The organism is Flavicella sp. IMCC45668, assembly GCF_057219105.1.
Genome location: NZ_CM170114.1, coordinates 1,866,157 through 1,892,750 on the forward strand (window position 1 = coordinate 1,866,157; position 26,594 = coordinate 1,892,750).

Annotated in this window: 26 protein-coding genes; 17 read left to right on the forward strand and 9 right to left on the reverse strand. The window is 32.3% G+C overall.

Annotated elements, in window-relative coordinates; translation table 11 throughout:
- Nucleotides 1-3 precede the first annotated feature (3 nt).
- Nucleotides 4-666 carry an ATP-dependent Clp endopeptidase proteolytic subunit ClpP gene (gene clpP / locus AC2DZ0_RS07880; RefSeq protein ID WP_484492468.1) on the reverse strand — a complete coding sequence of 221 codons (663 nt, stop codon included), beginning with the start codon at nucleotides 664-666 and terminating at the stop codon, nucleotides 4-6.
- 296 nt (nucleotides 667-962) lie between these two features.
- On the opposite strand from clpP, the gene AC2DZ0_RS07885 reads away from it, so the two are divergent.
- The 3 genes from AC2DZ0_RS07885 (at nucleotide 963) to AC2DZ0_RS07895 (ending at nucleotide 4,034) form a co-directional block, all read left to right on the forward strand.
- Nucleotides 963-1,565: a tRNA (guanine-N1)-methyltransferase gene (locus AC2DZ0_RS07885; protein WP_484644779.1), complete on the forward strand. Its 603-nt coding sequence runs from the start codon at nucleotides 963-965 to the stop codon at nucleotides 1,563-1,565.
- 122 nt (nucleotides 1,566-1,687) lie between these two features.
- Nucleotides 1,688-3,022, forward strand: coding sequence for a DEAD/DEAH box helicase (locus AC2DZ0_RS07890; RefSeq protein ID WP_484644780.1), 1,335 nt, complete (start codon nucleotides 1,688-1,690; stop codon nucleotides 3,020-3,022).
- A 367-nt stretch (nucleotides 3,023-3,389) separates the two neighbouring features.
- Complete coding sequence (locus tag AC2DZ0_RS07895; protein ID WP_484644782.1) at nucleotides 3,390-4,034, forward strand: T9SS type A sorting domain-containing protein; 645 nt, start codon at nucleotides 3,390-3,392, stop codon at nucleotides 4,032-4,034.
- Nucleotides 4,035-4,276: 242 nt separating this feature from the next.
- On the opposite strand, the gene tig is transcribed toward AC2DZ0_RS07895, so the two are convergent.
- From tig to AC2DZ0_RS07915, 4 genes are all read right to left on the reverse strand, one after another.
- Nucleotides 4,277-5,599 (reverse strand): trigger factor, encoded by a 1,323-nt coding sequence (gene tig, locus AC2DZ0_RS07900; RefSeq protein WP_484492472.1) that lies wholly within the window; start codon nucleotides 5,597-5,599, stop codon nucleotides 4,277-4,279.
- 72 nt (nucleotides 5,600-5,671) lie between these two features.
- Nucleotides 5,672-6,040: a phage holin family protein gene (locus AC2DZ0_RS07905; protein WP_484489541.1), complete on the reverse strand. Its 369-nt coding sequence runs from the start codon at nucleotides 6,038-6,040 to the stop codon at nucleotides 5,672-5,674.
- 121 nt (nucleotides 6,041-6,161) lie between these two features.
- Nucleotides 6,162-6,929 carry an alpha/beta fold hydrolase gene (locus tag AC2DZ0_RS07910; protein ID WP_484644783.1) on the reverse strand — a complete coding sequence of 256 codons (768 nt, stop codon included), beginning with the start codon at nucleotides 6,927-6,929 and terminating at the stop codon, nucleotides 6,162-6,164.
- A gap of 10 nt (nucleotides 6,930-6,939) precedes the next feature.
- Nucleotides 6,940-7,659, reverse strand: coding sequence for a pyridoxine 5'-phosphate synthase (locus AC2DZ0_RS07915; RefSeq protein WP_484644784.1), 720 nt, complete (start codon nucleotides 7,657-7,659; stop codon nucleotides 6,940-6,942).
- A 102-nt stretch (nucleotides 7,660-7,761) separates the two neighbouring features.
- On the opposite strand from AC2DZ0_RS07915, the gene AC2DZ0_RS07920 reads away from it, so the two are divergent.
- The 8 genes from AC2DZ0_RS07920 (at nucleotide 7,762) to murI (ending at nucleotide 15,617) form a co-directional block, all read left to right on the forward strand.
- Nucleotides 7,762-8,421, forward strand: a complete 660-nt coding sequence (locus AC2DZ0_RS07920; RefSeq protein ID WP_484644785.1) for an acetoin utilization protein acuB — start codon at nucleotides 7,762-7,764, stop codon at nucleotides 8,419-8,421.
- A gap of 25 nt (nucleotides 8,422-8,446) precedes the next feature.
- On the forward strand, nucleotides 8,447-9,343 hold the full coding sequence (locus AC2DZ0_RS07925) for an NAD kinase (protein ID WP_484644787.1): 897 nt from the start codon (nucleotides 8,447-8,449) through the stop codon (nucleotides 9,341-9,343).
- A 125-nt stretch (nucleotides 9,344-9,468) separates the two neighbouring features.
- Nucleotides 9,469-10,170 (forward strand): type IX secretion system protein PorG, encoded by a 702-nt coding sequence (gene porG, locus AC2DZ0_RS07930; protein ID WP_484644788.1) that lies wholly within the window; start codon nucleotides 9,469-9,471, stop codon nucleotides 10,168-10,170.
- Nucleotides 10,170-10,922: an undecaprenyl pyrophosphate synthase gene (gene uppS / locus AC2DZ0_RS07935; protein ID WP_484489547.1), complete on the forward strand. Its 753-nt coding sequence runs from the start codon at nucleotides 10,170-10,172 to the stop codon at nucleotides 10,920-10,922. Before porG ends, uppS begins: the two co-directional genes overlap by 1 nt.
- Entirely contained in the window at nucleotides 10,915-13,503 is a 2,589-nt protein-coding gene (gene bamA, locus AC2DZ0_RS07940) for an outer membrane protein assembly factor BamA (protein WP_484644790.1), read from the forward strand. The genes uppS and bamA overlap by 8 nt, the downstream gene beginning before the upstream one ends.
- Nucleotides 13,504-13,543: 40 nt before the next feature.
- On the forward strand, nucleotides 13,544-14,182 hold the full coding sequence (locus tag AC2DZ0_RS07945) for an OmpH/Skp family outer membrane protein (protein ID WP_484489549.1): 639 nt from the start codon (nucleotides 13,544-13,546) through the stop codon (nucleotides 14,180-14,182).
- A gap of 37 nt (nucleotides 14,183-14,219) precedes the next feature.
- Nucleotides 14,220-14,720 carry an OmpH/Skp family outer membrane protein gene (locus AC2DZ0_RS07950; RefSeq protein ID WP_484489550.1) on the forward strand — a complete coding sequence of 167 codons (501 nt, stop codon included), beginning with the start codon at nucleotides 14,220-14,222 and terminating at the stop codon, nucleotides 14,718-14,720.
- 108 nt (nucleotides 14,721-14,828) lie between these two features.
- On the forward strand, nucleotides 14,829-15,617 hold the full coding sequence (gene murI, locus AC2DZ0_RS07955; protein ID WP_484644791.1) for a glutamate racemase: 789 nt from the start codon (nucleotides 14,829-14,831) through the stop codon (nucleotides 15,615-15,617).
- A 52-nt stretch (nucleotides 15,618-15,669) separates the two neighbouring features.
- On the opposite strand, the gene rho is transcribed toward murI, so the two are convergent.
- On the reverse strand, nucleotides 15,670-17,382 hold the full coding sequence (gene rho, locus AC2DZ0_RS07960) for a transcription termination factor Rho (protein WP_484644793.1): 1,713 nt from the start codon (nucleotides 17,380-17,382) through the stop codon (nucleotides 15,670-15,672).
- A gap of 341 nt (nucleotides 17,383-17,723) precedes the next feature.
- Here rho and AC2DZ0_RS07965 point away from each other — a divergent pair, with 341 nt between their 5' ends.
- The 6 genes from AC2DZ0_RS07965 to rpe all read left to right on the forward strand — a co-directional run bounded on the left by AC2DZ0_RS07965 (nucleotide 17,724) and on the right by rpe (nucleotide 23,357).
- Nucleotides 17,724-18,158 (forward strand): DUF4293 domain-containing protein, encoded by a 435-nt coding sequence (locus tag AC2DZ0_RS07965; protein ID WP_484644794.1) that lies wholly within the window; start codon nucleotides 17,724-17,726, stop codon nucleotides 18,156-18,158.
- 213 nt (nucleotides 18,159-18,371) lie between these two features.
- Complete coding sequence (locus tag AC2DZ0_RS07970) at nucleotides 18,372-19,037, forward strand: response regulator (RefSeq protein WP_484644796.1); 666 nt, start codon at nucleotides 18,372-18,374, stop codon at nucleotides 19,035-19,037.
- A gap of 105 nt (nucleotides 19,038-19,142) precedes the next feature.
- Nucleotides 19,143-19,811: a hypothetical protein gene (locus tag AC2DZ0_RS07975; RefSeq protein WP_484644797.1), complete on the forward strand. Its 669-nt coding sequence runs from the start codon at nucleotides 19,143-19,145 to the stop codon at nucleotides 19,809-19,811.
- Nucleotides 19,812-19,827: 16 nt separating this feature from the next.
- Entirely contained in the window at nucleotides 19,828-21,621 is a 1,794-nt protein-coding gene (locus tag AC2DZ0_RS07980) for an ATP-binding protein (protein ID WP_484644798.1), read from the forward strand.
- Nucleotides 21,622-21,736: 115 nt separating this feature from the next.
- Entirely contained in the window at nucleotides 21,737-22,600 is an 864-nt protein-coding gene (locus AC2DZ0_RS07985) for a sigma-70 family RNA polymerase sigma factor (protein ID WP_152285620.1), read from the forward strand.
- A 100-nt stretch (nucleotides 22,601-22,700) separates the two neighbouring features.
- A complete protein-coding gene (gene rpe, locus AC2DZ0_RS07990; protein WP_484489557.1) occupies nucleotides 22,701-23,357 on the forward strand; it encodes a ribulose-phosphate 3-epimerase in 657 nt (218 codons plus the stop codon).
- 144 nt (nucleotides 23,358-23,501) lie between these two features.
- Here rpe and AC2DZ0_RS07995 read toward each other — a convergent pair whose 3' ends face one another.
- From AC2DZ0_RS07995 to galK, 3 genes are all read right to left on the reverse strand, one after another.
- Nucleotides 23,502-24,122 (reverse strand): hypothetical protein, encoded by a 621-nt coding sequence (locus AC2DZ0_RS07995; protein WP_484644800.1) that lies wholly within the window; start codon nucleotides 24,120-24,122, stop codon nucleotides 23,502-23,504.
- A gap of 177 nt (nucleotides 24,123-24,299) precedes the next feature.
- A complete protein-coding gene (locus tag AC2DZ0_RS08000; RefSeq protein WP_484644801.1) occupies nucleotides 24,300-25,340 on the reverse strand; it encodes a UDP-glucose--hexose-1-phosphate uridylyltransferase in 1,041 nt (346 codons plus the stop codon).
- Nucleotides 25,341-25,345: 5 nt separating this feature from the next.
- A complete protein-coding gene (gene galK / locus AC2DZ0_RS08005; protein ID WP_484644802.1) occupies nucleotides 25,346-26,518 on the reverse strand; it encodes a galactokinase in 1,173 nt (390 codons plus the stop codon).
- Nucleotides 26,519-26,594 lie beyond the last annotated feature (76 nt).

A 26,594-nucleotide genomic window follows, 5' to 3' on the forward strand; every position in this document is an offset into this window, starting at 1 on the left:
ATTTTATTTATTTCTAGATAAAATTTCATCAACCATTCCATAAGCTTTCGCTTCATCAGCTTTCATCCAGTAATCTCTATCTGAATCATCATGAACCTTTTCAATAGACTGTCCTGAATGCTTTGAAATAATTTGATACAATTCATCTTTCAACTTTAATATTTCTCTTGCAGTAATCTCTATATCACTTGCTTGTCCTTGTGCACCACCTAAAGGTTGGTGAATCATTACCCTTGAATGAGGCAACGCTGATCTTTTTCCTTTTTCTCCTGCACACATTAAAACTGCTCCCATCGATGCTGCCATTCCTGTACATATTGTTGCTACATCTGGTTTGATAAATTGCATAGTATCATAAATACCCAATCCTGCATATACACCTCCACCAGGAGAATTTATGTAAATAGAAATATCTTTATTTGCATCTACACTTTCTAAAAATAATAATTGTGCTTGAATAATATTTGCCACTTGGTCATTGATCCCAGTTCCTAAGAAAATAATTCTATCCATCATCAATCTAGAAAACACATCCATTTGTGTGATATTCATTTGACGCTCTTCCATGATATACGGAGTTACAGAACTTCTAATTTTATCATAGTGCATGCTATTAATTCCGTGGTGTTTTGTTGCGTATTTTTCAAATTCTTTTCCGTAATCCATTTGATTCTATTTTTTAATTATAGTTTGTAAAGGTACTAAGTTATTCCTTAAAACGAGTTATTCATTTGTAAATGAAATCTCCATTACCCGTAGGAATATTTGTTTGGTTAATATAGAAAATAATCTCAAAACAATTAATTTATTTAAGATTCTTTTTTACTAAAACCTTAGGTTATGATTCCATAATTATAAAGTTCAATTAGAATTTCACAGTTTGGGCATATTTGTATACTAACCGCATTTTTTTGTCGTTAGATTTGTATAAATTTACAAACCACATATAGAAAACCACAAAAATGAAAAACGGAAAACTTATTATATTTTTATTCCTATTTATAGCCTTCTCAGTAGGTCATGCTCAAAAAAAGAAATTAGAAAATCCATTTGAAACCAAAGGAGATTTAAATAGTCAGTTTATTTATCTTGAAAAGACCTCGACCAATTACAAAGAATATAAGGTAATCACTAAGGTTAAGTTCAACAAATTACATAAAAATGTATTAGACTCGATGGCAAATCAAAAAAAGCTATTGAATTTGAAACATGAAGAAAATAACACCCAACTAACTGAAATCAATAAATTAAAAAATGAGTTGGCAACTAACAAGGAAGCTTTATCTATGGCCAACACCAATAAAGATTCTATTAGTGTTGTGGGACTAAGCATGAATAAAAACAATTACAACTTGATTGCTGGAATCATCATTTTCACTTTACTTGCCGTAGCACTTTTCTTCTTTTACAAATACACCAATAGTAATATAATTACCAAAGAAGCAAAGCAACTTTTACAAGAAACTCAAGACGAATTTGAAGCCCATCAAAAAAAATCATTGGTTAGACAGCAAGAGCTTAGTCGAAAACTTCAAGATGAAATCATAAAAAACAGAAAAGATTAACTTTAGAGAGCTTCCAAATGGCGGCTCTTCTTTTTTATATGTGTATCGTTTAATTTATGAGCTAAACCATTTTAGTATGGAATCTTAAGATTACCTTTGCATCACAATTGAAAAATAAGATTATGAGGTTTTCTGACTTAAAACTAAACACACCTTTATTAAATGCTCTTGATGATTTAGGCTACGATTATGCAACACCTATTCAATCCAGAGCATTTCCTGTAATATCATCAGGTAGAGATGTTGTTGGGATTGCACAAACCGGAACTGGTAAAACCTATGCGTATTTACTGCCTCTATTAAAGCAATTAAAATACTCGGAACAAAAACACCCAAGAGTCCTAATTATAGTTCCTACGAGAGAATTAGTAGTACAAGTAGAAGAGGCTTTAAAAGAATTAACTCCCTACATCAATACCCGAATTGGTGGTGTTTATGGAGGAGCAAACATCAACACTCAAAAACAATTAATTTTTGAAGGGTTGGATATTTTAGTAGCTACTCCTGGAAGAATTATTGACCTAGGATTAAGTAAGGTATTGAACTTAAAAAAAATTCAGAAATTAGTTTTAGACGAAGTTGATGAAGTTTTAAATTTAGGCTTCAGACATCAATTAGAAACAATCTTAGATTTGTTGCCAGAAAAGAAACAAAGTATTTTATTTTCTGCGACCATGACCGCTGAGGTTAAAAATATAATTAATACATTTTTTAGAGCCCCATTAACTGTTGAAATAGAACGTTCAGGAACACCACTTGAAAACATAGAACAACGCATTTACAATGTAAAAAACTTCTATACCAAGGTTAATCTACTTAAATTTTTACTTGCAGATAAAGACAGCTATAGCAAAGCCCTAGTATTTGTAAAAAACAAAAGGGTGGCAGATAAACTATTTACCGAATTAGAAAACTCTGGAGACAGCGATGGAATTTCTGTAATTCACTCTAATAAATCTCAAAACTACAGATTACAAGCAATAAAAGGGTTCCAAGAAGGATTGCATCGAATTTTAATTGCTACAGATGTACTTGCTAGAGGTATTGACATTGAGGGAATCACACATGTAATCAATTTTGATATAACTGATGACCCAGAAAATTACATTCACAGAATTGGTAGAACGGGTAGAGCAGAAAATGAAGGAAATGCTATTAGTTTTATTACAGAAAATGATCAAGAAATTTTAGAAAACGTAGAAACGTTGATGAACCTAAAAGTCGAAACTGTTGCATTTCCCGAAGAAGTTGATATTTCTTCAAAAATGACGGAAGATGAAATGCCGGTTGAAGTCATAAAACCTTACCAAAAGAAAAAATCTAAAGAGTTTGCACCAGGACCAGCTTTTCATGAAAAGAAAGAGAAAAACAAAAAAACAAACCAAGGTGGATCTTACAGGAGAGAATTGGCTAAAAAATATAAAAAACCAAAAACGAGAGGTCAGAAGCGAAAATAGCCTCAAAAACAAAGATCAAATAATAATAAAAAGCTTTTAGGGACACCTAAAAGCTTTTTTATTTTTAATCTAATTCCAATTACTCACCGAAAAACAGCTAACTAAAATTAATAAAAATAGATAAAAACTTGACTTCAAAAACTCACTATCTCGTCATTAATTTATGAAACTCAAAAAGGTCAATTCTTAAGCTCCTAGCCCGACTCAATATATTCAATAATAACTTTGCTATCTAACATGTTAACTAACATGTTAACTAAGTAAAAAGAAAACCAAAATAATCGCAATGAGGTACGTGTAAACTTTTTCCCCGTCTTTAGAACCACTTTATAACCTAACTTTGAAACTCACTTAAAACTATTTAATTATGAGAAAAATTACTTTAACATTTGTGTTATTACTTATTGGGTTCCTTTCAAAAGCGCAAACAATTACTCAAAGCACCATTACCTCTGCCATCATCAATACAGATGGAGACAATAAGGCAATAAGTTGGTCACAAACACCTGCTACCGCTTTAGAAATTACCTTAACAGGCTTTACCGCGGATACGGAGTATACGGTATTCAATCAATTTAGAATTACTAATGTATCAGGAGACCAATGGGCGGGTGGCTCAAAGGTAGTCACTACAGATGCATCAGGAGATGTTACATTCACATTCTCACCAGGTTTTTTTGGAGGTGCAGTATTTACCGGGACAGAAACAATTGGATTCTGGAAATCCAATACGGACGGAATAGAAGCAACCCAAACATTCTCAATTACCCAACCTAGTCTAGCCACAAAAGAAACATACGATTTTAACACTTTAAAACTTACTCCTAATCCAACTACTGGTTTAGTTAACATATCTGGAAACAACTCCGTTATTGACCAAGTTGAAGTATACAACACATTAGGCGAAAATATTGGAAACGATTTGGACTTAAGCCCCTACGAAAACGGACTATATTTTATTAAAATCTACTCTAACGGCAAAAGCACAACCAAGCAGATTATCAAAAAATAGAATACATCAAAATGCTTTTAGGACAAACCTAAAAGCATTAAAAAAAAGAAACATTGTTGCTAATCAATAAAGTAGTTATTATGTTTTTCCTACCCCAAAAAAGTCCATTTCTAATTACTAAAAAACAAAACTTAATTCTAACCATTTGAACTTATCAAAGGGTACATAAACTTTATTTACAATAGAAATGAAAAAAGCTCTAAGGTTTCCCTTAGAGCTTTTTCTTTATACTTTTAAATTTCTTATTTGTATACTTCTTTTACGAAAGCATCATAAGAAACTTCTTTCTCTTTGAAAGTGATCGTTTCTTTATAGAAATCTAATAATTTTTTACTTACCAATTGGTCTTGTAAACGCTTCGCTTCATCTTGGTTACCCAATACTCTGTTTGCGATATCTTCCAATTCTTTCTCTTCTGGATCTAAATTTCCATACTGAGCCATTTGAGCTTTGATAAATCCTTTAGCATACTCTTTTAACTCTTCGAAATCTAATTTAATGTCATTAGCTGACATAATTTTACTTTCGATTAATTGGTAACGTAAACCTTTTTCAGACTTTTCAAACTCTTCATTTGCTTGCTCTTCAGAAATTGGGTTCTCTCCAGCAGTAGCTAACCATTTCTTTAAGAATTCTGCTGGTAAATCAAACTTAGTATTCTCTACTAAGTATTCCGTTACTGCATTTAATAATTGTTGCTCAGATTGTTGTTTGAACTGACCTTCTGCATCTTCTTTGATTTTAGCTCTCAACTCTTCAGTAGTAGCTACTTTTCCTTCTCCAAAGATTTTATCAAACAATTCTTGATTTAATTCAGCTAATTCAGTTTCAGTAATTTCCTCAATTGTAAAAGTCAAAGGAATTTCTAATCCTTCAATTTCATCATGACTCAATCCTAAAGCTCCCATTAATTTATGGTTGTCTTCAAATAAGTTTTTAGTTTTTAATTCTAAAACATCTCCAACTTTAGCTCCTACAAATTTCTTTACGTTTACTTTTCCTTTGATATCAGATACAGCAACAGTAGATTTCTTTTCGATTTCTTTCTCTGCATTTACAAAAGTACCAGTAACATTAGAAGTTTCTTCTACAGCTTCTTTTTGGATAACATTTCCAAAACGAGTTTGTAAATTTTCAACTTCTTTATCAATCAAACTATCTTCAGCGATAATGTTGTATTGAGTAATTTTTTTCTTCGCACTTAAGTCAACTTCAAACTGAGGAGCTAAACCTAATTCGAATTCAAAAGAAAAATCTTCAGTATCCCAAGAGAATTCCTCATTTACTTTTGGTAAAGGATTCCCCAATATATCCAACTTTTCTTCAGTTAAATAATTGTTCAAAGATTCTTGCAACATCTTATTGATCTCGTCAATCATGATAGATTTACCATACTGCTTTTTAACCATACCTAAAGGCACATGTCCTTTTCTAAATCCAGGGATATCAGCTTTTTTACGGTAATCTTGTAAAATAGTTTCTACTTTCTCTTTGTAATCTGCAGCCGTAATATCAACTTTTACAACAGCATTTAACGAGTCTATACTTTCTTTTGTAATATTCATCTTAATTCTTTGACTTTTATATTCCTTAAAATTGGGTGCAAAAATAATACTTTTTTGCGAATTGAACAATCTTTAACTTATTCTATTTCTTGGAGTTTGGTCATCTTCAAGCAACAATGAAAACAACACAGCTCTTACCCCCCAAAGCAACAAGCTAAAAAGTAAGGCCGACATAAATCCATTTACATAAAAACCATCAACCATATTACTAGCCATCAATACGATACCTGCGTTTATAAAGAAGATAAACAATCCCATACTTAAAATAGTAGCGGGCAAGGTTAGCAAAATCAGCACGGGTCTTAAAAAGGTATTCAATAAGGCTAGAACCGCTGCAACCCAAACAGCAGAAGTGTAGTTTGTTACATGTATAGAGGGTAATAAATTAGAAATAATCAATACCGCAACTGCAGTAACCAATATTTTTATAAGTGTTTTCATATATTTAAATTTAAATAAACAACAGCCAAAACAATACCATTCTGTTGTATCATGACAAGTTAACAAAAACACTGACAATAAAACAGTTAATAAACGTAGTGTTTATTTAAAACTCAAATTCTTACGTATTCAGAAAAGCTAGGAGTGCATTCATAAAATCTGTAGGATTTTCAGCATGCAACCAATGACCTGCATTTTCAATTGTAACTAGCGTGGCATTTGAAAAATGCGCCTCAATAAGCGGAATATCATCGTCAGATATGTACCCTGAATTAGCGCCTTTTAAAAAAAGCACCTCCCCATCATACTCTGTAAATGCTGCCAATGGCGCTCCTACTTCATTATTGTTTTCCGTTAAGCTTTCAAGATTGAACCTAAAAGCAAGTTGGTCTTTAGTTTTTCTATATACATTTTTAAGTAAAAACTGTCTAACTCCAACTTCATCAATATATTGCTTCAAAATGCCATCCACTTCTGTTCGTAATGAAATCTTAGAAAAATCAACTGCATTTAAAGCTTCCAATATTTGATGGTGATGTGGTGGGTAATTTTTAGGGGCAATATCTGCTACAATTAACTTCTCTACTTTTTCAGGAAAAGTCACAGCAAAAGACATCGCAGTTTTCCCACCCATTGAATGCCCTAATACAATAGCACTTTCTAGCTTATGAAAATCATAATACCCTTCTAAGTCTTCCACTAATAATTCATAATCAAAATCGTCAGAATGAAAACTCCTTCCATGATTTCTCTGATCAATTAAATGAACTTGATAATTTTCTGCGAGTTTATTGGCATGAGATTTCCAATTATCACCCATACCAAAATACCCATGTAAAATAAGTAACGGAGTTCCTTCTCCCTGAATTTTAGAATGTAAAACTTCCATAAATATTTAGCTAGTCAAATTTCATCTTATTCTTATACATATTCACCACATTTTCTAATCCTAAATACAAAGATTCAGAAATCAGTGCATGCCCAATCGATACTTCTGCAAGATGCGGAATATTTTTTGCAAAAAACTCAATATTCTCAAGACTTAGATCATGCCCAGCATTCACTCCCATTCCTAAATCGTGTGCTAATTGGGCGCAAGCTGCATACGGTTTGATCGCTGCTTCATTTCCTTTAGCATACGCAACTGCAAACTCCTCTGTATACAATTCTATCCTATCGGTTCCTGTAGCGGCAGCACCTTCAATCATTTCCGGAATTGGATCTACAAAAATGGAAGTTCTGATTCCTTGAGACTTAAACTCGCTTATTATATTTTTTAAATATTCTTGATGTTTTATGGTATCCCAACCAGCATCTGAAGTTATATTATCATCTCCATCAGGCACCAAGGTAACTTGCGTAGGCTTAATTTCTAAAACCATTTTCTTAAATTGCTCAATAGGATTTCCTTCAATATTATATTCAGTTGTAACCAAGTCTTTTAAATCATAAGCATCTTGATAACGAATATGACGTTCATCAGGTCTTGGGTGAATCGTAATTCCTTCTGCACCAAACCCCTCTATATCCGAAGCCACCTTAAGCAAATCTGGAGTATTCCCTCCTCTTGAATTCCTTAACGTCGCTATTTTATTAATATTCACACTTAATTTTGTCATAATATTTTTTGTATTTTAACTATTCGAAACAGCCATTTTAAAAAGGCAAAAATACATCATTTTACATGAAATTTTATTAATTTGCGACAATTAGAAAACACCATGAAATTAGAAGATTACATCTCGAACGATTTACCTACGTTAAACTTTAACGAAAGTGTTTCAGACTCAAAACTAAAAACTAAAGATCAGTTAGTTAGTCATTTTCCGATACTTCAAAATAATAAATTATTTGGTTCTTTATCGGCAAGTGATTTGCAAACCTTCAGCGATGAATCAAAATTAATTTCTGAATACCAGTATTCGTTTGAATCTTTTTTCGCGACAGATGAAGATAATATAATTGATTTATTAACTCTTTTTGCGACAAACGAAACGAATATTCTACCAGTTCTAAATTCAAAAAAGGAATATATTGGCTTTTACGAACTAAACGAGATCCTAAATATCTATGCAGAAACTCCTTTTTTAACGGAAGAGGGTATCGTTTTAATCCTTGAAAAAGATACAGCAACGTATTCTATTTCCGAGATTACTCAAATTTCAGAATCCAACAATGCCCTAGTCCTTGGCTTGCATGTTTCTCTAAAAAATGAAAAAACCACACAGATTACGCTAAAAATAAAAACAGATATTATTGACGAAATTATACAATCATACAGACGTTATGAATATAATGTAATCTCAAATCATGAGGATGACTCTTATTTAGAGGACCTAAAAAACAGATCTAATTATTTACAAAGATATTTGAGTATCTAATCTTACTCAACACAAAACACAAGAAATGAATAAAGTTGCCATTTTTGGACAAGCGTATAAAAATACGGATCGACAATACTTTGAAATCCTTATTGAAAACTTAAACAAATTCAATATTGAAATTTTAATCTATAAAGAGTTTGTAACCATTCTTGACGAATTAGGAGTTGAAAATCTAAATTATAAAACTTTTCAAAAACATGAAGAATTAGACAGCACCTTTGACCTACTATTTACGCTTGGAGGAGATGGAACCATCTTAAATGCAGCAACACTTGTAAAAGATTTAAATATTCCCATACTAGGAATTAATACCGGAAGATTAGGTTTTCTTGCTACAGTTCAGAAAAAAGAAATTGAAAACACAATTCAATCTTTAATCGACAAAGAATATACCATCCAAGAAAGAGCGGTTTTACAAATTTCTACAAATGATGAAAATATTCATTTTAACGATATCAACTTTGCCTTAAACGAAGTAACTATTGCACGTAAAAACTCTACTTCTATGATTGGAGTAGAAGCCTATTTAAATGACGAATATCTAACCACATATTGGTCTGATGGATTGGTTGTTGCCACTCCAACGGGATCTACTGGATATTCTTTAAGTTGTCATGGACCGATTATCATGCCAGAATCAAATAATTTTGTACTAACACCTATTGCTCCTCATAATTTAAGCGCAAGACCTTTGGTTATCCCTGACACCACAGAGATTAAATTAAAAATTATCGGAAGAGAAAAGGAATTTTTTCTTTCTCTAGACTCGAGAGTATCTACAGTACCTTTTGAAATTGAACTTACTCTTACAAAAGCTAATTTTCCTGTAAAAATCATCCAATTAAATCAACAAACTTTTATAGGAACCCTTAGAGAAAAATTATTTTGGGGAGAAGACAAAAGAAATTACACAAACTAACGCCTCTATTCACACAGATAAATTATTCCCTTACAATAAAGCTACTATATTTAAGTTAATAAAAAGAGAATGTATTACTTAACAATGCAAATTGAAATATTTATATTTGCACGCTATTTTAAATTATGAGGAAAAATTTAATAATATTAACATTTATCTGCTTTGGAGCAAGCTGTTTTGCCCAATTACATGAAATAGGAGCATCAATTGGAGGAAGTAACTATAGTGGAGATATAGGAACTTCAACACTTGTAATTCCAAATGCACCTGCGTTTGGACTGATGTACAAATACAACAGAAACCCAAGAATTTCTTATCGTGCATCTTTCACTGCTATGAAAATAAAGGCGAACAACGCAGATTCTAAAAATGAAATCAGACAACAATTTGATACACCTGTAAATAAAACTGTTTCTGAAATTACAGCAGGAATTGATTTTAATTTTTTCGATTATACTGTTTCACATTGGCATAAATCGCATACCCCATATCTGATTTTTGAATTGGCTGCTTTTCATTACAAAGCTGCACAAGGTACCGCTGACAATTACAGTTATAAAAACAAATTTGGAATCGCACTCCCTTTTGGTGCTGGATATAAAGTTCAGATCTCAGACAATCTAATTTTAGGGGCAGAGCTCCGCATTCGATACTCTTTTACTGACGATTTGGATGATAGTCAATTTTATAAAAATGAAATACTGACAAATCACCCAGAAAATGCTAAATTTGGGGACCCCAAAACAAACGACTGGTATGCATTTACCGGTTTCACCTTGTCTTACACCTTTGGTAGGACTAGATATTACACAACAAGAAGACGCTAATGGACTACTTTACTCAAATAGACTCAAATAAAATCCCTCAACATGTTGCTATCATTATGGATGGTAATGGTAGATGGGCTAAACAGCAAGGAATGAACCGAATATTCGGTCATAGAAATGCACTTACATCTGTAAGAGAGTCTGTAGAGGCAGCAAGCGAGATTGGAACTAAAGCAATTACATTATATGCTTTTTCTACTGAAAATTGGAACAGGCCCAAACTCGAAGTAGACGCTCTTATGAGTCTACTTATAAACTCCTTAAAAAAAGAATTACCTGGCTTTCAAGAAAACAATATCAAAGTTAATGCTATTGGATGTTTAGAAAGCTTACCCAAAAAAGCACAAAATACTTTAAGAGATGTTATTGAGGCAACCAAAACGAACACAAAAATAACCCTCACCTTTGCTTTGAGCTATGGTTCTCGAGAGGAAATTGTTCAAGCCGTACAAAACATTTCAAAAAAAATTGTTAATAATGAACTTTCAATTGAAGAAATTGATGAAAAAATTATTAATAATCATTTATATACAGTTTCTTTGCCTGAAGTTGACCTAGTTATCAGAACAAGTGGAGAACAACGTATTAGCAACTTTCTATTATGGCAAATTGCATATGCAGAATTTCATTTTACAAATGTTCTTTGGCCAGATTTTAGAAAAAACGATTTTTATAAGGCTGTAGTTGAGTATCAAAATCGTGAACGACGCTTTGGAAAAACAAGCGAACAAATTGAAAACCTAAATGAATAGTATCAAAATATTAACTCTTTTTTTGAGTTTTGTATTATGCACAAGCATAGCCACATCTCAAGAAACTGAGTCCTCCACCACTACTTCATCTGTTCCTTTTGAGAGTGGAAAAGAGTACATTTTAGGTGAAATCTCTGTTGTTGGAGCGCAACAATTTAGCGAACAATCGGTAAAAGTATATTCTGGTCTTAAAACCGGTCAGGTTATAAAAATTCCCGGAGACAAGCTTTCAAGCGCAATCAAAAAACTTTATGGTACAAAAAGATTTAGTTCTGTAGAAGTCTTTATTTCTAAAATTGACGGAGATACCGCTTATTTAGAATTCAATGTTACTGAATTGCCACAGATTAGTAGTATTACCATTTCAGGAATCAAAAAATCAAAAGCAAAAGATTTAAGGGAAGAAGCTGACATCAATAAAGGTGATATGCTTACTGACAACCTTATGGTAACCACCAAAAACTACTTTAAAAAAACATATACTGACAAAGGGTACCTTAAAACAAAAGTAAATCTTCATACTCGAAAAGACACCACAGAAGGAAATGCTATGGACCTTTTAATCTCGGTTGATAGAGGTAAAAAGATAAAAATTAAAGAAATTTCTTTTGATGGAAATAAAGATATAAGTGATGCTCAATTAAGAACTTTTTTTAAAGATACCAAAAGAAAATTTTGGGGTAGATTCTGGAAGTCTTCTAAATACATCAAAGAAAAATACAAAGACGATCTACAAAACTTACTAGACGAATATAGCGAGTTAGGGTATCGTGATGCTAGAATCATATCTGACAGTATTATTTGGAACAAAGATGACAAAAGCATTAGTCTTCAAATTAAATTAGAAGAAGGGAAACGTTACTATTTTGGTGACATCAACTTCCTTGGAAACAGTAATTACACCACTGCCCAATTAAATCGTTTCTTAAGAATTGAAAAAGGTGATGTTTATGATGCCAAATTACTTAATGAAAGAGTAAAAGGTGATGGTTCACCTGACTCCGAAGATATTTCATCTTTATACCAAAATAGTGGTTACTTGTTCTCTCAAGTAAATGCTGTTGAAACAAGGGTAGATAACAATGAGATTTCTGTAGAAATCAGAATCCATGAAGATGACCCTGCCACTATTCGAAATGTTACAGTTTCTGGTAATGAGGTAACGAATGATTTTGTTGTTTATCGAGAACTAAAAACGAGACCAGGAGATCTATACAGTAAGGAAAATATTATCCGTTCTATTCGTGAAATCTCGCAATTAGGTTTCTTTGATCCTGAAAATGTGACTCCTGATTTAAAACCTAATTATGCAGATAAAACCGTTGATATTGACTACTCGGTTGTTAAAAAAGGTTCCAGTCAAATAGAACTGCAAGGAGGTTACGGTGGTGGATCTTTCATTGGAACATTAGGATTATCGTTTAACAATTTCTCTATAAGAAACTTATTTAACGGTAAAGAATACAAACCTTTACCGATGGGTGATGGTCAATCTCTTGCATTGAGACTTCAGGTAAGTAGATACTACAGCACACATAGTTTTTCATTTACAGAACCTTGGTTAGGTGGTAAAAAACCTAAATCATTTTCATTTTCTATTTACAATTCTCGACAATATCAAGTTGATTTCACATCAAATAATGTTGACAAAAGCAGACGTTTGAATATTTTTGGAGTAACGGTTGGTTTAGGGCAACGTTTGACATGGCCAGATGATTTCTTTACGCTTAGTCAAGCTATTAGTTTTAAACAATACGACATCAACCAATACAATATTGGATTGTTAAACTTTGAAGATGGTACAGGAGTTTCTAATAACCTATCTTATAGCATTACCCTAGGAAGAAACTCATCAGGACCAAGTAGAATTTTCCCTACTACAGGATCAGAATTCAGTGTTTCTGCAAAATTTACTTTACCTCACTCATTATTCAGCAGTACGGATTTTAGTACCATAGAAGATGACCCAGCATATAGAGATGATGCTTACGGACCAAATGGTGAATACTTAGGTACAGTTCCAAACCAAGGGCGAATCAACGAAGCACGCTATAAATGGTTGGAATATTACAAACTTGGTTACAAATCAAAATGGTATACCAAATTGATTGGAAAATCAGTATTGATGACACAAATAGAGTTAGGGTACCTGGGGTATTATAATGAAGCGTTAAAAGACATGCCATTTGAAAGATATTACGTAGGTGGAGATGGATTGCAGCAAAGTCAATTTGACGGTAGGGAAATTGTAGGTTTGAGAGGTTATGAAAACTCTAGTCTTTCTGGCGTGAATGGAGGAACTATCTATAACAAATTTACCATGGAAGTTAGATATCCAATTACTTTAAAACCCTCTGCGTCTATTTATGTATTAGGATTTTTAGAATCAGGAAATTCATACCAAGACTTTCAATCTTTCAATCCTTTTGATGTGAGAAGATCTGCTGGACTTGGAGTACGTATATTTATGCCTGCTTTTGGTTTATTAGGTATAGATTTTGCAAATGGACTTGATGCTCCTCCAGGTAGTTTCCAACCATCAGGATGGCAAACACACTTTATTATTGGTCAACAGTTCTAATTTACTATATTTGTTTTCGTAGAAATTTTTGAGTTAAATAATGTTAAAAAAACTTTCCATATTAATCATTTTCATAAGTTGTGCTTGTATTGGTCAAAAACCACAGAGCATCGCTTTTATAGACATGGAGTATATTTTACAAAATGTACCAGGTTATGAGAAAGCACAATTAAAATTGGACTCTAAAGCATCGCAATGGAGAAAAAAAATTGAACGTTCTGAAAACGAAATAAAAAACCTAAAATTAGAACTTAACAATGAAAAAATACTTTTAACGGAAGACCTTGTAGTAGAAAGACAAGAAGATATCCAAATAAAAGAAAACGAATTATCAAAAATGCGTGCTAGTTACTTTGGAACAAAAGGAGCTTATTTCGAATTAAGAAAACAATTAGTTCAACCTATCCAAGACGAAGTATTTAATGCCATTCAGCAAATAGTAGCAAGAAAAAAATATGACTTTGTTTTCGATAGAACTAGTGATCTTACAATGCTATATGCAAATCCAAAGTATGATATTAGTAAAACGGTAATCTCTTACATTACGAAATCAGAAAAAGAAAGAGAACGAGAAGAAGCGAAACTTAAAAAAGCACAAGCTAAAGAAGATCTAGAAAAAAGAATTGAAGAGCAAAAGCGTAAAAAAGCAGAAAGAGAAAGTAAAATTATCCATAGATAAAAATAACCAAAAGAATAAATATTAAATAATTACAAAGATGAAACATTTTAAAACTTTATTAGCAGCAGTAGTGATAACACTAGGGATGTCTACTTTCACTCAAGCTCAAAAAGTAGCACATATTAATTTTGAAGAGATTGTATCTAAAATGCCTGAAACTCTTAAACTTCAAGCAGATTTAGAAAAACTTGGTAAAACATACGGTGAAGAAATCACTAATGCTCAGAAAGCATTAAAAGCTAAGATTGACAAGTATACTGCAGAAGAGGTTTCTCAAACTGCAGCTCAAAATGAGGCAAGAATCAAAGAAGTTCAAGCTGATCAAGGAAAAATTCAACAACTACAACAAGTTGCTCAGCAAGAACTACAACAAAAGGAGAAAGCAGCTCTTGAGCCAATTATTAAAAAAGCACAAGACGCTATAAAAGCGATCGCTAAAACTAAAGGTTTTGTTTATGTTTTAGACTCAAAAGCACTAATCGTTTCTGAAGGTGAAGATTTAGGTCCAGCTGTAAAAACAAAATTAGGAATTCAATAAAGAATTCACACTTTATCTGAAACTCGTTATTCCAATGAATAACGAGTTTTTTTTTGTTTATTTTAGCCCCTAACAGTTTCATAAAACAACTAATTAGAAGATTTTTTCATGAGTACAAAGCCTATAGGAATATTTGATTCTGGAGTCGGAGGTCTCTCTATTTGGAAAGAAATCATTGATTTACTTCCTATGGAAAACACTATATATCTTGCAGACAGCAAAAATGCTCCCTATGGAGAAAAATCAAAGGAAGAAATATTAAAACTTTGTATCAAAAACACTGAAAGGTTAATGGAACTAGGCTGTAAACTAATTGTAGTAGCATGCAATACAGCTACAACAAATGCAATCAAAACCTTACGTGCTACTTACAACATACCTTTTATTGGTATAGAACCTGCAATAAAACCGGCAGCTCTACAAACAAAATCCAAAATAATTGGTATCCTTGCTACCAAAGGCACTCTCAATAGCTCCCTATTTGCTGAAACTTCTAAAAAGCACATGGATGGTATTAAAATAATTGAAACGGTCGGAACAGGTCTTGTACCACTAATAGAGCAGAACCAAATAGAAAGCCCTGAAATGGATGCGCTTCTAATGAAATACATAACGCCCATGTTGGCCAAAAATATCGATTACCTTGTACTTGGATGCTCTCATTACCCCTTTCTTATTCCAAGCATAAAAAAACTGACAGGCGATTCTATTTCTATTATAGATTCCGGAAGGGCAGTTGCCAAACAAACAAAAGCAATTCTTATTGAAACCTTAAATATAAATCAAACCGGTAAAAACTTAGGGCATCATAGGATTATCTCCAATTTGAATATAGACTCGGTTACATCCTTAATTGGTAATCAAAAAAAACTTGAAATAGTTTTAGAATCTTTTTAAAAAAAAAACGGACCGCATAAGCAGTCCGTTTTTCAAATATATTTTTTTGTTATTATCCATTCATAGAAATAAGAAACTCTTCATTATTTAAAGAGTACTTTACTTTATCACTAATAAATTCCATTGCTTCAATAGGATTCATATCAGCCAAATACTTACGTAACACCCACATTCTTTGCACTGATTTAGCATCAAATAACAAATCATCTCTTCTTGTACTTGACTTGATAAGATCAATTGCAGGGTAAATTCTACGGTTAGAAATATTTCTATCCAACTGTAATTCCATATTTCCAGTACCTTTGAATTCTTCAAAAATTACTTCATCCATTTTAGAACCAGTTTCTGTCAATGCAGTTGCTATAATCGATAAAGAACCTCCATTTTCAATATTTCTTGCAGCACCAAAAAAACGTTTTGGCTTGTGTAATGCATTTGCATCAATACCTCCAGACAAAATTTTACCGGAAGCAGGAGCTACGGTGTTATAAGCTCTTGCCAAACGTGTGATTGAATCCAAAAGAATTACCACATCATGTCCACACTCAACAAGTCTTTTTGCTTTTTCTAACACAATATTTGCTACTCTAACATGTTTCTCAGCAGGTTCATCAAACGTAGAAGCAACTACTTCTCCTTTTACACTACGTTGCATATCTGTAACCTCTTCTGGTCTTTCATCAATTAAAAGAACAATCTGATAAACTTCCGGATGATTCTCTGCTATTGCTTTTGCAATATCTTTTAACAACATTGTCTTACCTGTCTTAGGTTGGGCAACAATCATCCCTCTTTGTCCTTTTCCTATTGGAGCGAACAAATCCATAATTCTAGTTGACAATGTTTTTTTCCTGTCTATTAAATTAAATTTTTCATTCGGAAACAAAGGAGTCAAATGCTCAAATGAAACACGATCTCTAACCACATTAGGAGGTAAACCATTAATTTTAGAAACTCTAATTAAAGGAAAATACTTTTCACCTTCTTTAGGAGGTCTTACATTACCAAGAACCGTATCACCAGTTTTTAAACCAAATAATTTAATTTGCGATTGACTCACGTAAATATCATCAGGAGATGATAAGTAATTATAATCTGAAGATCTTAAAAAACCATACCCATCAGGCATCATTTCTAACACCCCTTCACTTTCAATAATCCCGTCAAATTCATAATCAGGATCTCTAAATTTGGTATTACTCTTATTGTGATTCTTTTCTTTATGTTGATTTTTATGTTGAGGAGTTCTTTTTTGATTCTGATTTGGGTTCTGTCTTTGTTTCCCATCATTATTTCTATGTTGTGGTCCTTTAGACTTAACACCTTCATTAGTTTTTTGATTCTCAGAACCAGCCACGTCCTTAGTTGGAGCCTTAGAAACATCGTTTCGTTCTACTCTTTTCTTAGGTACACGAGGTTTATCTTCTTTTGCACCAATCTTTTTATCGGAATTAATAATTTCCATTTTAGCTTCTTCCTTGATTGGGGCAGCAGCAGGTACAGCCTCTACTTCTTTAGAAGTTTCTTTTGGCTTTGATACGACCGGATTTTCTACTTTCACTCTTTTTTTTCTCGGTTTCGGAGCAACCTTTTCTGTCTTTTCAACAGTTTCTTTTGCAGACGCACCTTCAGCAGCTTGAGCATCTAAGATTTGGTAGACCAAATCAATTTTTTTCAATTGACTTGTTTTTTTTAGTCCTTTTTCTTTTGCAATAGCCTGTAACTCAACAAGAGTCTTACTCTTGAGTTGTGAAATTTCAAACATGTTAATGTGTATATAATTTATGATATTCTTCTAGCGAAAATAAAATGAAGAAGAATTGGATATGATTTTTGTGAATTACTAACCCATTAGAAGTTTTGAAGAGTTCAAAACAGCCTAACGTAGTATCGATATGAATAACAAATATATAATTTTATTCTTTAAAACATAAAGTTTATAAAAAAAATCTAAAATATACAGCGACATTCTAGCCATACAAATTTCTGTATATCAAACTACTATTGATCATTCAAAATATAATACACAAGTTAACTTCAATTTTTATTGAATATTCAAACAAGAAAAACTATTTTTGTTCACCAAAATTATCAGTAATTAATTAAATGATACAACGAATCCAGTCTATTTACTTGTTATTAGCAGCCTTTATTTCAGGTGGAGTTGTGTTTTTTGTTTCCTTTCTAGGAAGTGAAAACGACAATCTTTCTAATATAACAAGTTTAATCACTGATGATCGTTTCTTAATAAAATCAATTGGAATTGGTTTTTTCATTTCAAGTCTTTTATCTGCATTGTCTATCTTTTTATTCAAAAATAGACAAAATCAATTTGTACTTGGACGATTAAACATTCTAATCAACTTCTATTTATTAGGTGTATTGTTATTCGAGTCTCTAATGGTATCTGGAGGAACTAACGTTTCGGAGAAAGGTATTGGGGTAACTCTTCCAATTATTGTTATTGTTTTGCTCGTCATGGCTAACAAAGCAATTAAAAAGGATGAAAACCTTGTAAAATCTGTAGATCGTCTGCGATAACCCTAACATCTTAGTTTATTTATGCGGAAAAAACCTGAAGTTCAGCTTCAGGTTTTTTTATGGATAAAACACTAGTTTGAATTTATCAAAATTCTAACCAAAAAATACTTTATATATTTGTTTTTAAGACATCCCTATTTTTAGGGATATGTAAATTTCGCTTATAAGCAGGATTGTGAGTAACCTATAAACCATTTAAATTTGTAACAGCTAATGGAAAATAAAGAAATTATTAAAGTTCATATTGCGGATGATCATCAAATATTAATTGACGGAATTGAAGCAGTATTAAAAGATGAAAAAAATATTGAAGTTGCAGGACACTCACTTAACGGACAGGATGTACTAAGTTGGTTAGAGGAGAATAAAGCGGATGTATTGGTTTTGGACATTAACATGCCAAAGCTTGACGGATTGGAAGTTTTAAATCATTTATATAAAAATGGTATCAAACAACCTACAATTGTATTATCGAGTTACGATGATGTTAAATTGGTAAAAGAAGTACTGAAAATTGGTGCTGATGGTTTTTTAGCAAAAAAATGTGCTGGAGAAAACATCGTAGAAGCAATCAACTCTGTTTACAACGGAGATCAATATTTTAGTAAAGAAGTTCAAAAAGACCTAGTTGCTGCGGCAGTAGGAAGAACAGTTAGAAAAAAAGTACATCAAGATGGTGTTTTCACCAGCTCATTGACAGATAGAGAACTACAAGTTTTAAGGCTAATTAGTATTGAATTAAGTACTAAAGAAATAGCTGAAAGACTTAACATCAGCACAAGCACTGTTGACACTTACAGAAAAAACCTGCTTTTCAAAACAAAAGCAAAAAATTCAGTTGGATTAGCAATGTATGCTGTGAGGAATAAATTATTATAAAATCAGATCCTACCCCTAATATTTGATTTTACTGCCCTAGCCCTCAAAAGCTAGGGCATTTTTTTACAAACAACGAACCGTTTAATAACCATATACCCTAAAATTATGAAAACTTTTTACAAAAGTCTGGCTATTGCAGCCTTAACAATCGGATTAACTTCTTGTACCGATGATTCAAATTTAACAGAAGAATTAAGTCAAGAAACTTCTTTAAAATCATACTCTTTATCAACAACAGAGGATGGAAGTTTTATTTTAGAACATACTTTAAGTGAAGGTAACACTTCTACAATTGTAAGTGGTTCAGAAGGAAATGAAATCATCATTTCTGAGGGAACTACAAACGTGAACAACACAACGGTTTTACCCTTGGTAAACAACCAAATTAAGTTAGACTTCATCAGTAACGATGAGATTAAAATCCCTGGCATTAGCATTTTAGACGATAAAATTTCTCAAACTGCAAGTGCGAAAACTATCAAAATTGTAAAAGATTATAAAATTACAATGTTAGAAGATGGCTCATACCAATTAGACTTTAAACTAAAGAAAAATTTTGTAGCGACTTTTGGATTTAATGACGAATTAAATAGACATGAAATATATCTAGATCCAGGTGTTACAGAAGGAAAAAACAATTATTCAAAAAATTATCTTAAATTCGACGGAGAAAAATTAAACATTGTATTTATGCGTAACATAAGTACAACTACTTTAAGTGCTAGAACTAGTAACAGATATAAGGTAGATCCTCCTGAGTTTGTAATGCAATAAAAAATAACCATTATATATGAGTAAAAAAATTTTAAAAGTTTTTTTTACTTTGGTTCTTTTTGGAACTTTTAACAAAATATTAGCCACTGACGGTTTTTCAGTGGCTTTTGTTGTTGATAAAATTCATGAAAAAAATGATTTACCAAAATTACTTAAAAACGCGGAAGAATTTGTTGCATCAAATGAAATAGAAAAGGCTTTAACAGAATACCTCAAGATTATCGAAATTGCTCGAATTAGAAATAATTTGAAAGTTCTATACATTGCAAATTCAGAAATAGCAAAAATTTTTAAAAACATAAATAATTTTCAAAAAGCTATATTTTACAATAAAAAAGCATTATCCCTCTCAAAAATCCTTAAAGACACCTCCTTTATTATTAACAGCAATCTAAATTTAAGTGCTAATCACTTTAATCAATATGTACAGGATAGTCTTAAATATAATAAAAGTAAAGACACTCTATTTTACTATAACGAAACTGCCTCTAAGTACATTGGTACCAACCCAAAATATTTACGTCAAAAGGCAGAGCAATATAATGGTTTATCAATAATATATTTTCTAAACAATAAACATAACAAAGCCCGAAACTATGTCAAAAAAGCACTTGACATTCAAATTAAAAGACAAGACACGATTGGACAAGTAATTTGTCTAAATACATTAGCAGGTAATGATCTTAAATTAACGAAATACAATGAAGCTAAAGCCTATTATTCTGAAGCTTTAGATTTGTTAAAAAATTCTAGGTCAAATAGAAAAACTAGTCTACAAAGAATGATCAATGCAAATCTTGCTTGGACCTATTACAAAACAAAAGATTACATCGCTTATGAATATTTAAATAGAGCTAACAAAATTGCCGATAGTTTAAGGAATGCCGAATTTGATGCCATTATAACTGAAATTGAGGCCAAACACAATGTAGACATCATCAAACAAAATGCTGCAAAAAAACAATTACTTCAAATTCAAGAAAAAAAACGCTTTGAGCTCATTATCATAAGTTTAATTGTTTGTTTATTTATTTTAATTTTTATTTTTTGGATCTACACTAAAAATGCAAAGCTTAAGGACGAAAACAAAGATCTTGTTATTGAGAAAACGCGGTTAATGAAAGAGAAACAAATTGAACACATGGAATCTCTCACCCGTATCAAAATTTTAAATGCTACACTTGACGGAAAAGAAGCGGAACGTAGACAAATAGCAGAAACATTACACGACAGTGTAAGTGCACTTCTTTCCGCTGCCAATCTACATTTGCAGGCAAGTAAAAACAAGGTAGTTGGTAAGATCCCTATAGAAATAGATAAGACTCAAACTATCATTGATGAGGCCTCAGGGAAAATCAGAAATTTATCGCACGAACTTATCTCATCGGTTTTATTAAAATTTGGACTCAGCTATGCCATTCAAGATTTTTGCGAGAAATACTCAAATACCGATTTAGAGATAACAGCATCTACAGAAAATCTACAACGATACGAGGAAAGTTTCGAAATCAAGACCAATAATATCATTGAGGAACTGGTAAACAATCTTATAAAACACAGTCGTGCCACAGAGGGCCATGTTAATGTTATGGAATATCGGAAAAACTTGCATGTAGAAATTGAAGATAATGGAGTTGGGTTTGATACTTCTAAAAAAATAGAATCTAACGGTATAGGAATCCATCAAATTGAGGCAAGAATAAAAATGATGAACGGATCTTTCAAAATACATAGCGTAATTGGGGAAGGAACCAGAATTGAATTCACTATCCCAATAACCTACAAATCAGTAGAATACACATACTCTTAAAAATAAAACAAAAAATAACTACTATTTTTTGTAACATTTTCTGACGATCATACGTATATATACAAGCGGAGAAGACTGAGACTCAACTCGACTTCTGCTTAGCATTTGCAACACTATGAGACAACTGAAAATTACCAAGCAGGTTACCAATAGGGAAACTGCATCGTTAGACAAGTATTTACAAGAAATTGGAAAAGTAGATTTGATTACTGCCGATATGGAGGTAGAATTGGCACAACGTATTAAAGCGGGTGACCAAGTAGCGCTAGAAAAACTTACCAAAGCAAATTTACGTTTTGTGGTTTCTGTAGCAAAACAATACCAAAATCAAGGATTGACTTTACCTGATTTGATTAACGAAGGAAATCTGGGATTGATTAAAGCTGCAAAACGTTTTGATGAAACACGTGGATTTAAATTTATCTCATATGCAGTATGGTGGATTCGTCAATCTATTCTTCAGGCACTTGCAGAACAATCACGTATCGTTAGATTACCATTGAATAAAATTGGATCTATCAATAAGATTAATAAAATGTACGCTTTCTTAGAGCAAGAAAACGAGCGTCCGCCATCAGCTGAAGAGATTGCTAAGAAATTAGACATGACTGTAAATGATGTAAAGGAATCTATGAAAAACTCAGGTCGTCATGTCTCTATGGATGCGCCTTTAATTGAAGGTGAAGATTCTAATTTATATGATGTATTGAATTCAGGAGAATCTCCTAATCCAGATAAAACGTTATTACATGAATCTCTTAGAGTTGAAATTGAAAGAGCTCTTGAAACTTTAACTCCTCGTGAAGCTGATGTTGTAAAATTATATTTTGGACTTGGGGAGCACCAACCAATGACTCTTGAAGAAATTGGAGAAACTTTTGACTTAACAAGAGAACGTGTACGTCAAATCAAAGAAAAAGCTATTAGAAGATTAAAACACACTTCAAGATCAAAAATCTTGATGACTTACTTAGGATAACCAAGTATTAATAATCAACTACCAAAAACTCTCGATATACCTATCGAGAGTTTTCTTTTTTTATACTATTTTTGCAAAATAATTATTCAAACATAAAGAAATGAGCAAATTAATTGCCCCTTCGGTTCTTGCAGCAGACTTTGCAAACCTTCAAAAGGATATAGAAATGGTTAACAATAGTGACGCCGATTGGTTTCATATTGATGTAATGGATGGGGTATTTGTACCTAATATTTCATTTGGAATGCCAGTGGTTCAAGCAATCAAAAAACACGCAAAGAAAACAATGGACGTGCATTTAATGATTGTAAATCCAGATCAATACATTCCTACTTTTAAAAAAATTGGAGCAGATATATTGACTGTTCATTATGAGGCTTGTACACATTTACACAGAACGCTTCAAGCGATTAAAGCAGAAGGAATGAAAGCAGGAGTTGCTTTAAATCCTCATACTCCTGTCGCTGTTTTAGAGGATGTAATAAAAGATATTGACATGGTATGTATCATGAGTGTAAATCCAGGTTTTGGTGGACAATCATTTATTGAGAATACCTATAAAAAAGTACAACAGTTAAAAAATCTAATCGATTTTGCTGGAGCTGATACTCTTATTGAAATAGATGGTGGGGTTACCAATAAAAATGCCAACTTATTAGTGGAAGCTGGTGCTGATGTATTGGTTGCAGGTAGTTATGTATTTGGTGCTGAAGACCCAATTACAACCGTTGCAGAGCTTAAAGCAATGATCAATTAATATATTCTATATAAAATAAAAAAGGTGATACATAAGTATCACCTTTTTTTATATCATCCAATACCAAAGATGATACAACTTTTCTCAATTAAATTACCCCTAATAAAATGAGAAATTCTTTTTCACTTTCTTCTTTTAATTTCATTAATCAGCTTCACTTACAGACAGTCCATTGTCGTTTTGCTTCCAATTTTTATCCTGTAAACCTGCGTCACTTATACTGCTATCTGAATTTTCTTCTGGAGTTTTTTCTAGGAACTCAATCTTTTCAATTACCAAATCTCCGTAAGAACTTGGGCTGAATAGATTCCTCTTCTCATAATCCTGAAACCCTATTTCAAAAAAATCATGATCACCCTCATCAGTATAATTCTTCCAGTTTTCTCCTGATAAATCATAGTAATAAGTAGTAGCGACCGGACTTCTGTGTAAAATTTCATCCGCTAAATATACTTTCTCTTCTGTTATATTCCCATTAGTATGAGCGATGCGTAATGTTTTTATATTATCAGATTTTATCTTTACTGTTACTGCTAAAATAGGTGTCTTTTGGGCGTCAATATTAGCAGCATCATGCTTGATTTTTGGAGTCTTGTACGCCTCCCAATTCAATTCATATCCCTCTGTAGTAATACCTGAATTCTCACTAGAACCACCAGATTCAATCCAACCAAAAGTTTCGTGCATTCCTTTAAAATCAAAGCTTTTTTGTGCAATCATGAATATTGGAGTCAAAAACATATAAATAAGTAAAACTCTTCTCATAATAAATAAATTAAGTGGTTCAATAAACTATACTTCAAAAGTAAAACAACAAGCTTTTTTACCATTGCGTTTATCGATAAACGACTTATTTCTTTCGTTGAATGGAAGGCCTTAAAAGTTTAGGCATAAAAAAAGCCAAAACATTTCTGTTTTGGCTTTTTATAAAATATCAATTTTTTATTGCTTTGAGTAATGAACTTTAGGCAGTGCTTTTAAAGTAGCCGCCGCTTGCTCAGCTGTAATATCACGTTGTGGACTTGCAAACATCTCATAACCAACCATAAATTTCTTAACTGTTGCCGATCTTAATAATGGTGGGTAAAAAGACATATGAAAATGCCAACCCTCATGGTCACCTCCATCTGTCGGACTTTGATGAATCCCAGCAGAATAAGGAAAAGAAACTTCAAATAAATTATCATACATTATTGTCAATTCTTTTAAAATAGAAGCATAAGATTCCATTTCACTTTCCGACAACTGAGAAATATTTTGATAGTGCTTTTTAGGAACAATCATTGCCTCATATGGCCATACTGCCCAATAAGCTATCAATGCAACAAAATCGTCATTTTCAGCCAATATACGTTCTCTATCCCCTTCTAACTCTTGTTTGATATAGTCTCCTAACAAACTTTTTCCGTTCGCATTAAAATATTCAGCTTGCTTTTCTGATTTCTTCACAATCTCACCTGGAATAGATCTCTGCGACCAGATTTGACCATGTGGATGTGGATTACTACAACCCATAATAGATCCTTTATTCTCAAAGATCTGAACGTAATTGATTCCTTCTTTAGAACCTAAATCTGTATATTCGTTTTTCCAAAGTTTTATTACTTTGGTAATACTAGACTCCTCCATCAATGGAATTGTCAATGAGTGATTCGGAGAAAAACATACTACTTTACAAATCCCTGTTTCAACTTCAGATTTTAACAAACCATTTTCAAAAGTTGTTGGCTCATCATTTAGAATTGCAGCAAAATCATTTTGAAAAATAAAAGTATCCTTGTATTCTGGATTTACATCATCACCAACTCTTGAATTGCCAGGACATAAGTAACAATTTTCATCGTACTCTGTAGTATCCATCACTGCTTTTTCCTCCTTCTTTCCTTGCCAAGGTCTTTTTGTTCTATGTGGAGATACTAAAATCCATTCTCCAGTTAGAATATTATACCTTCTATGCGATGTTTCATTAATATTTGTTGCCATTATAATTATATTTTTTGAACTCCGTTATTTGTTTTTACTGGTATTGGTGTTAAGTCAAGATTACAAGCCTCTTTGTAAGCCTTTGTCGCATCAGCAACAAAACTTTCAACATTCTTTTCATCTATTAAATTTATGGTACATCCACCAAAACCACCACCCATCATTCTAGCTCCTAACACTCTATCATCTGCTTTCGCATAGGCTGCTAAGAAATCTAATTCAGGACAACTTACTTCATATAAGTTTTGAAGCCCATCATGTGATTGATTTAAAAGTTCACCGACTAAGGTGAAATCATTATTTTTCAATGCTTCAACAGTTGCTTCAACTCTTTTCTGCTCTTGAATTACATGCGTAGCTCTTTTCACTCTATCCTCACCGAGTTCAGATTTAAACTCTTCAACCATTTCCTCCGTAGCTTCAACCAAAGTCTTCACTTCTGGATATTTAGTTTGAATAATTTCCAACGCAGATTCACATTGTGCCCTTCTTTCATTATAGGCACTATCTGCTAAATTATGCGATACATTTGTGTTTAACAACAATAACATATTCGTGTTCATCGCAGCTGGTATCGTAGAATATTCTAAAGTTTCGCAATCTAAGAGAATAAAGTGATCCTTTTTCCCTTTAACAACCGCAAATTGATCCATCACTCCAACATTTGCTCCTGAAAATATGCGTTCTGCATTCTGACACAATCTTATAATTGTAATATCATCAATTTCTAAAGAAAATAATTCATTTAACCCTTTAGCAAATCCACACAAAAGTGCTGCTGAAGAAGAAATACCAGAACCAATAGGTAATTTACTATCTAATGAACAATCAAACCCAGAAACTTTTCCCGGTCTGATTTTATCTATTTCAGAAAGGACACCCGATAAATAACTCAGCCAACCATCACCCGGTTTTTCAGGTACCGTTATATCAAATGAAAATCCTTCACTAAAGTTTTTACTTAAAACATTTGAAATTGCTTCACTATCATTCTTTTTAAAAGAATAGTAAATACACTTATCAATTGCTGCTGGCAACACGTTACCTCCATTATAATCAATATGTTCACCAATTAAATTAATTCTTCCTGGTGCCTCAATATTCAAAACATCAGAATCTCCTGATGTAAAGATATTGTCTATTCTATCATATTCTGCCTGCGATAATTTCGTACTCATTTGACGCGATAATTTAAGTTAAAGTTTTACAAATATAATAAATGTATTTAATACATTTATAAAAAAGATGTTAAAA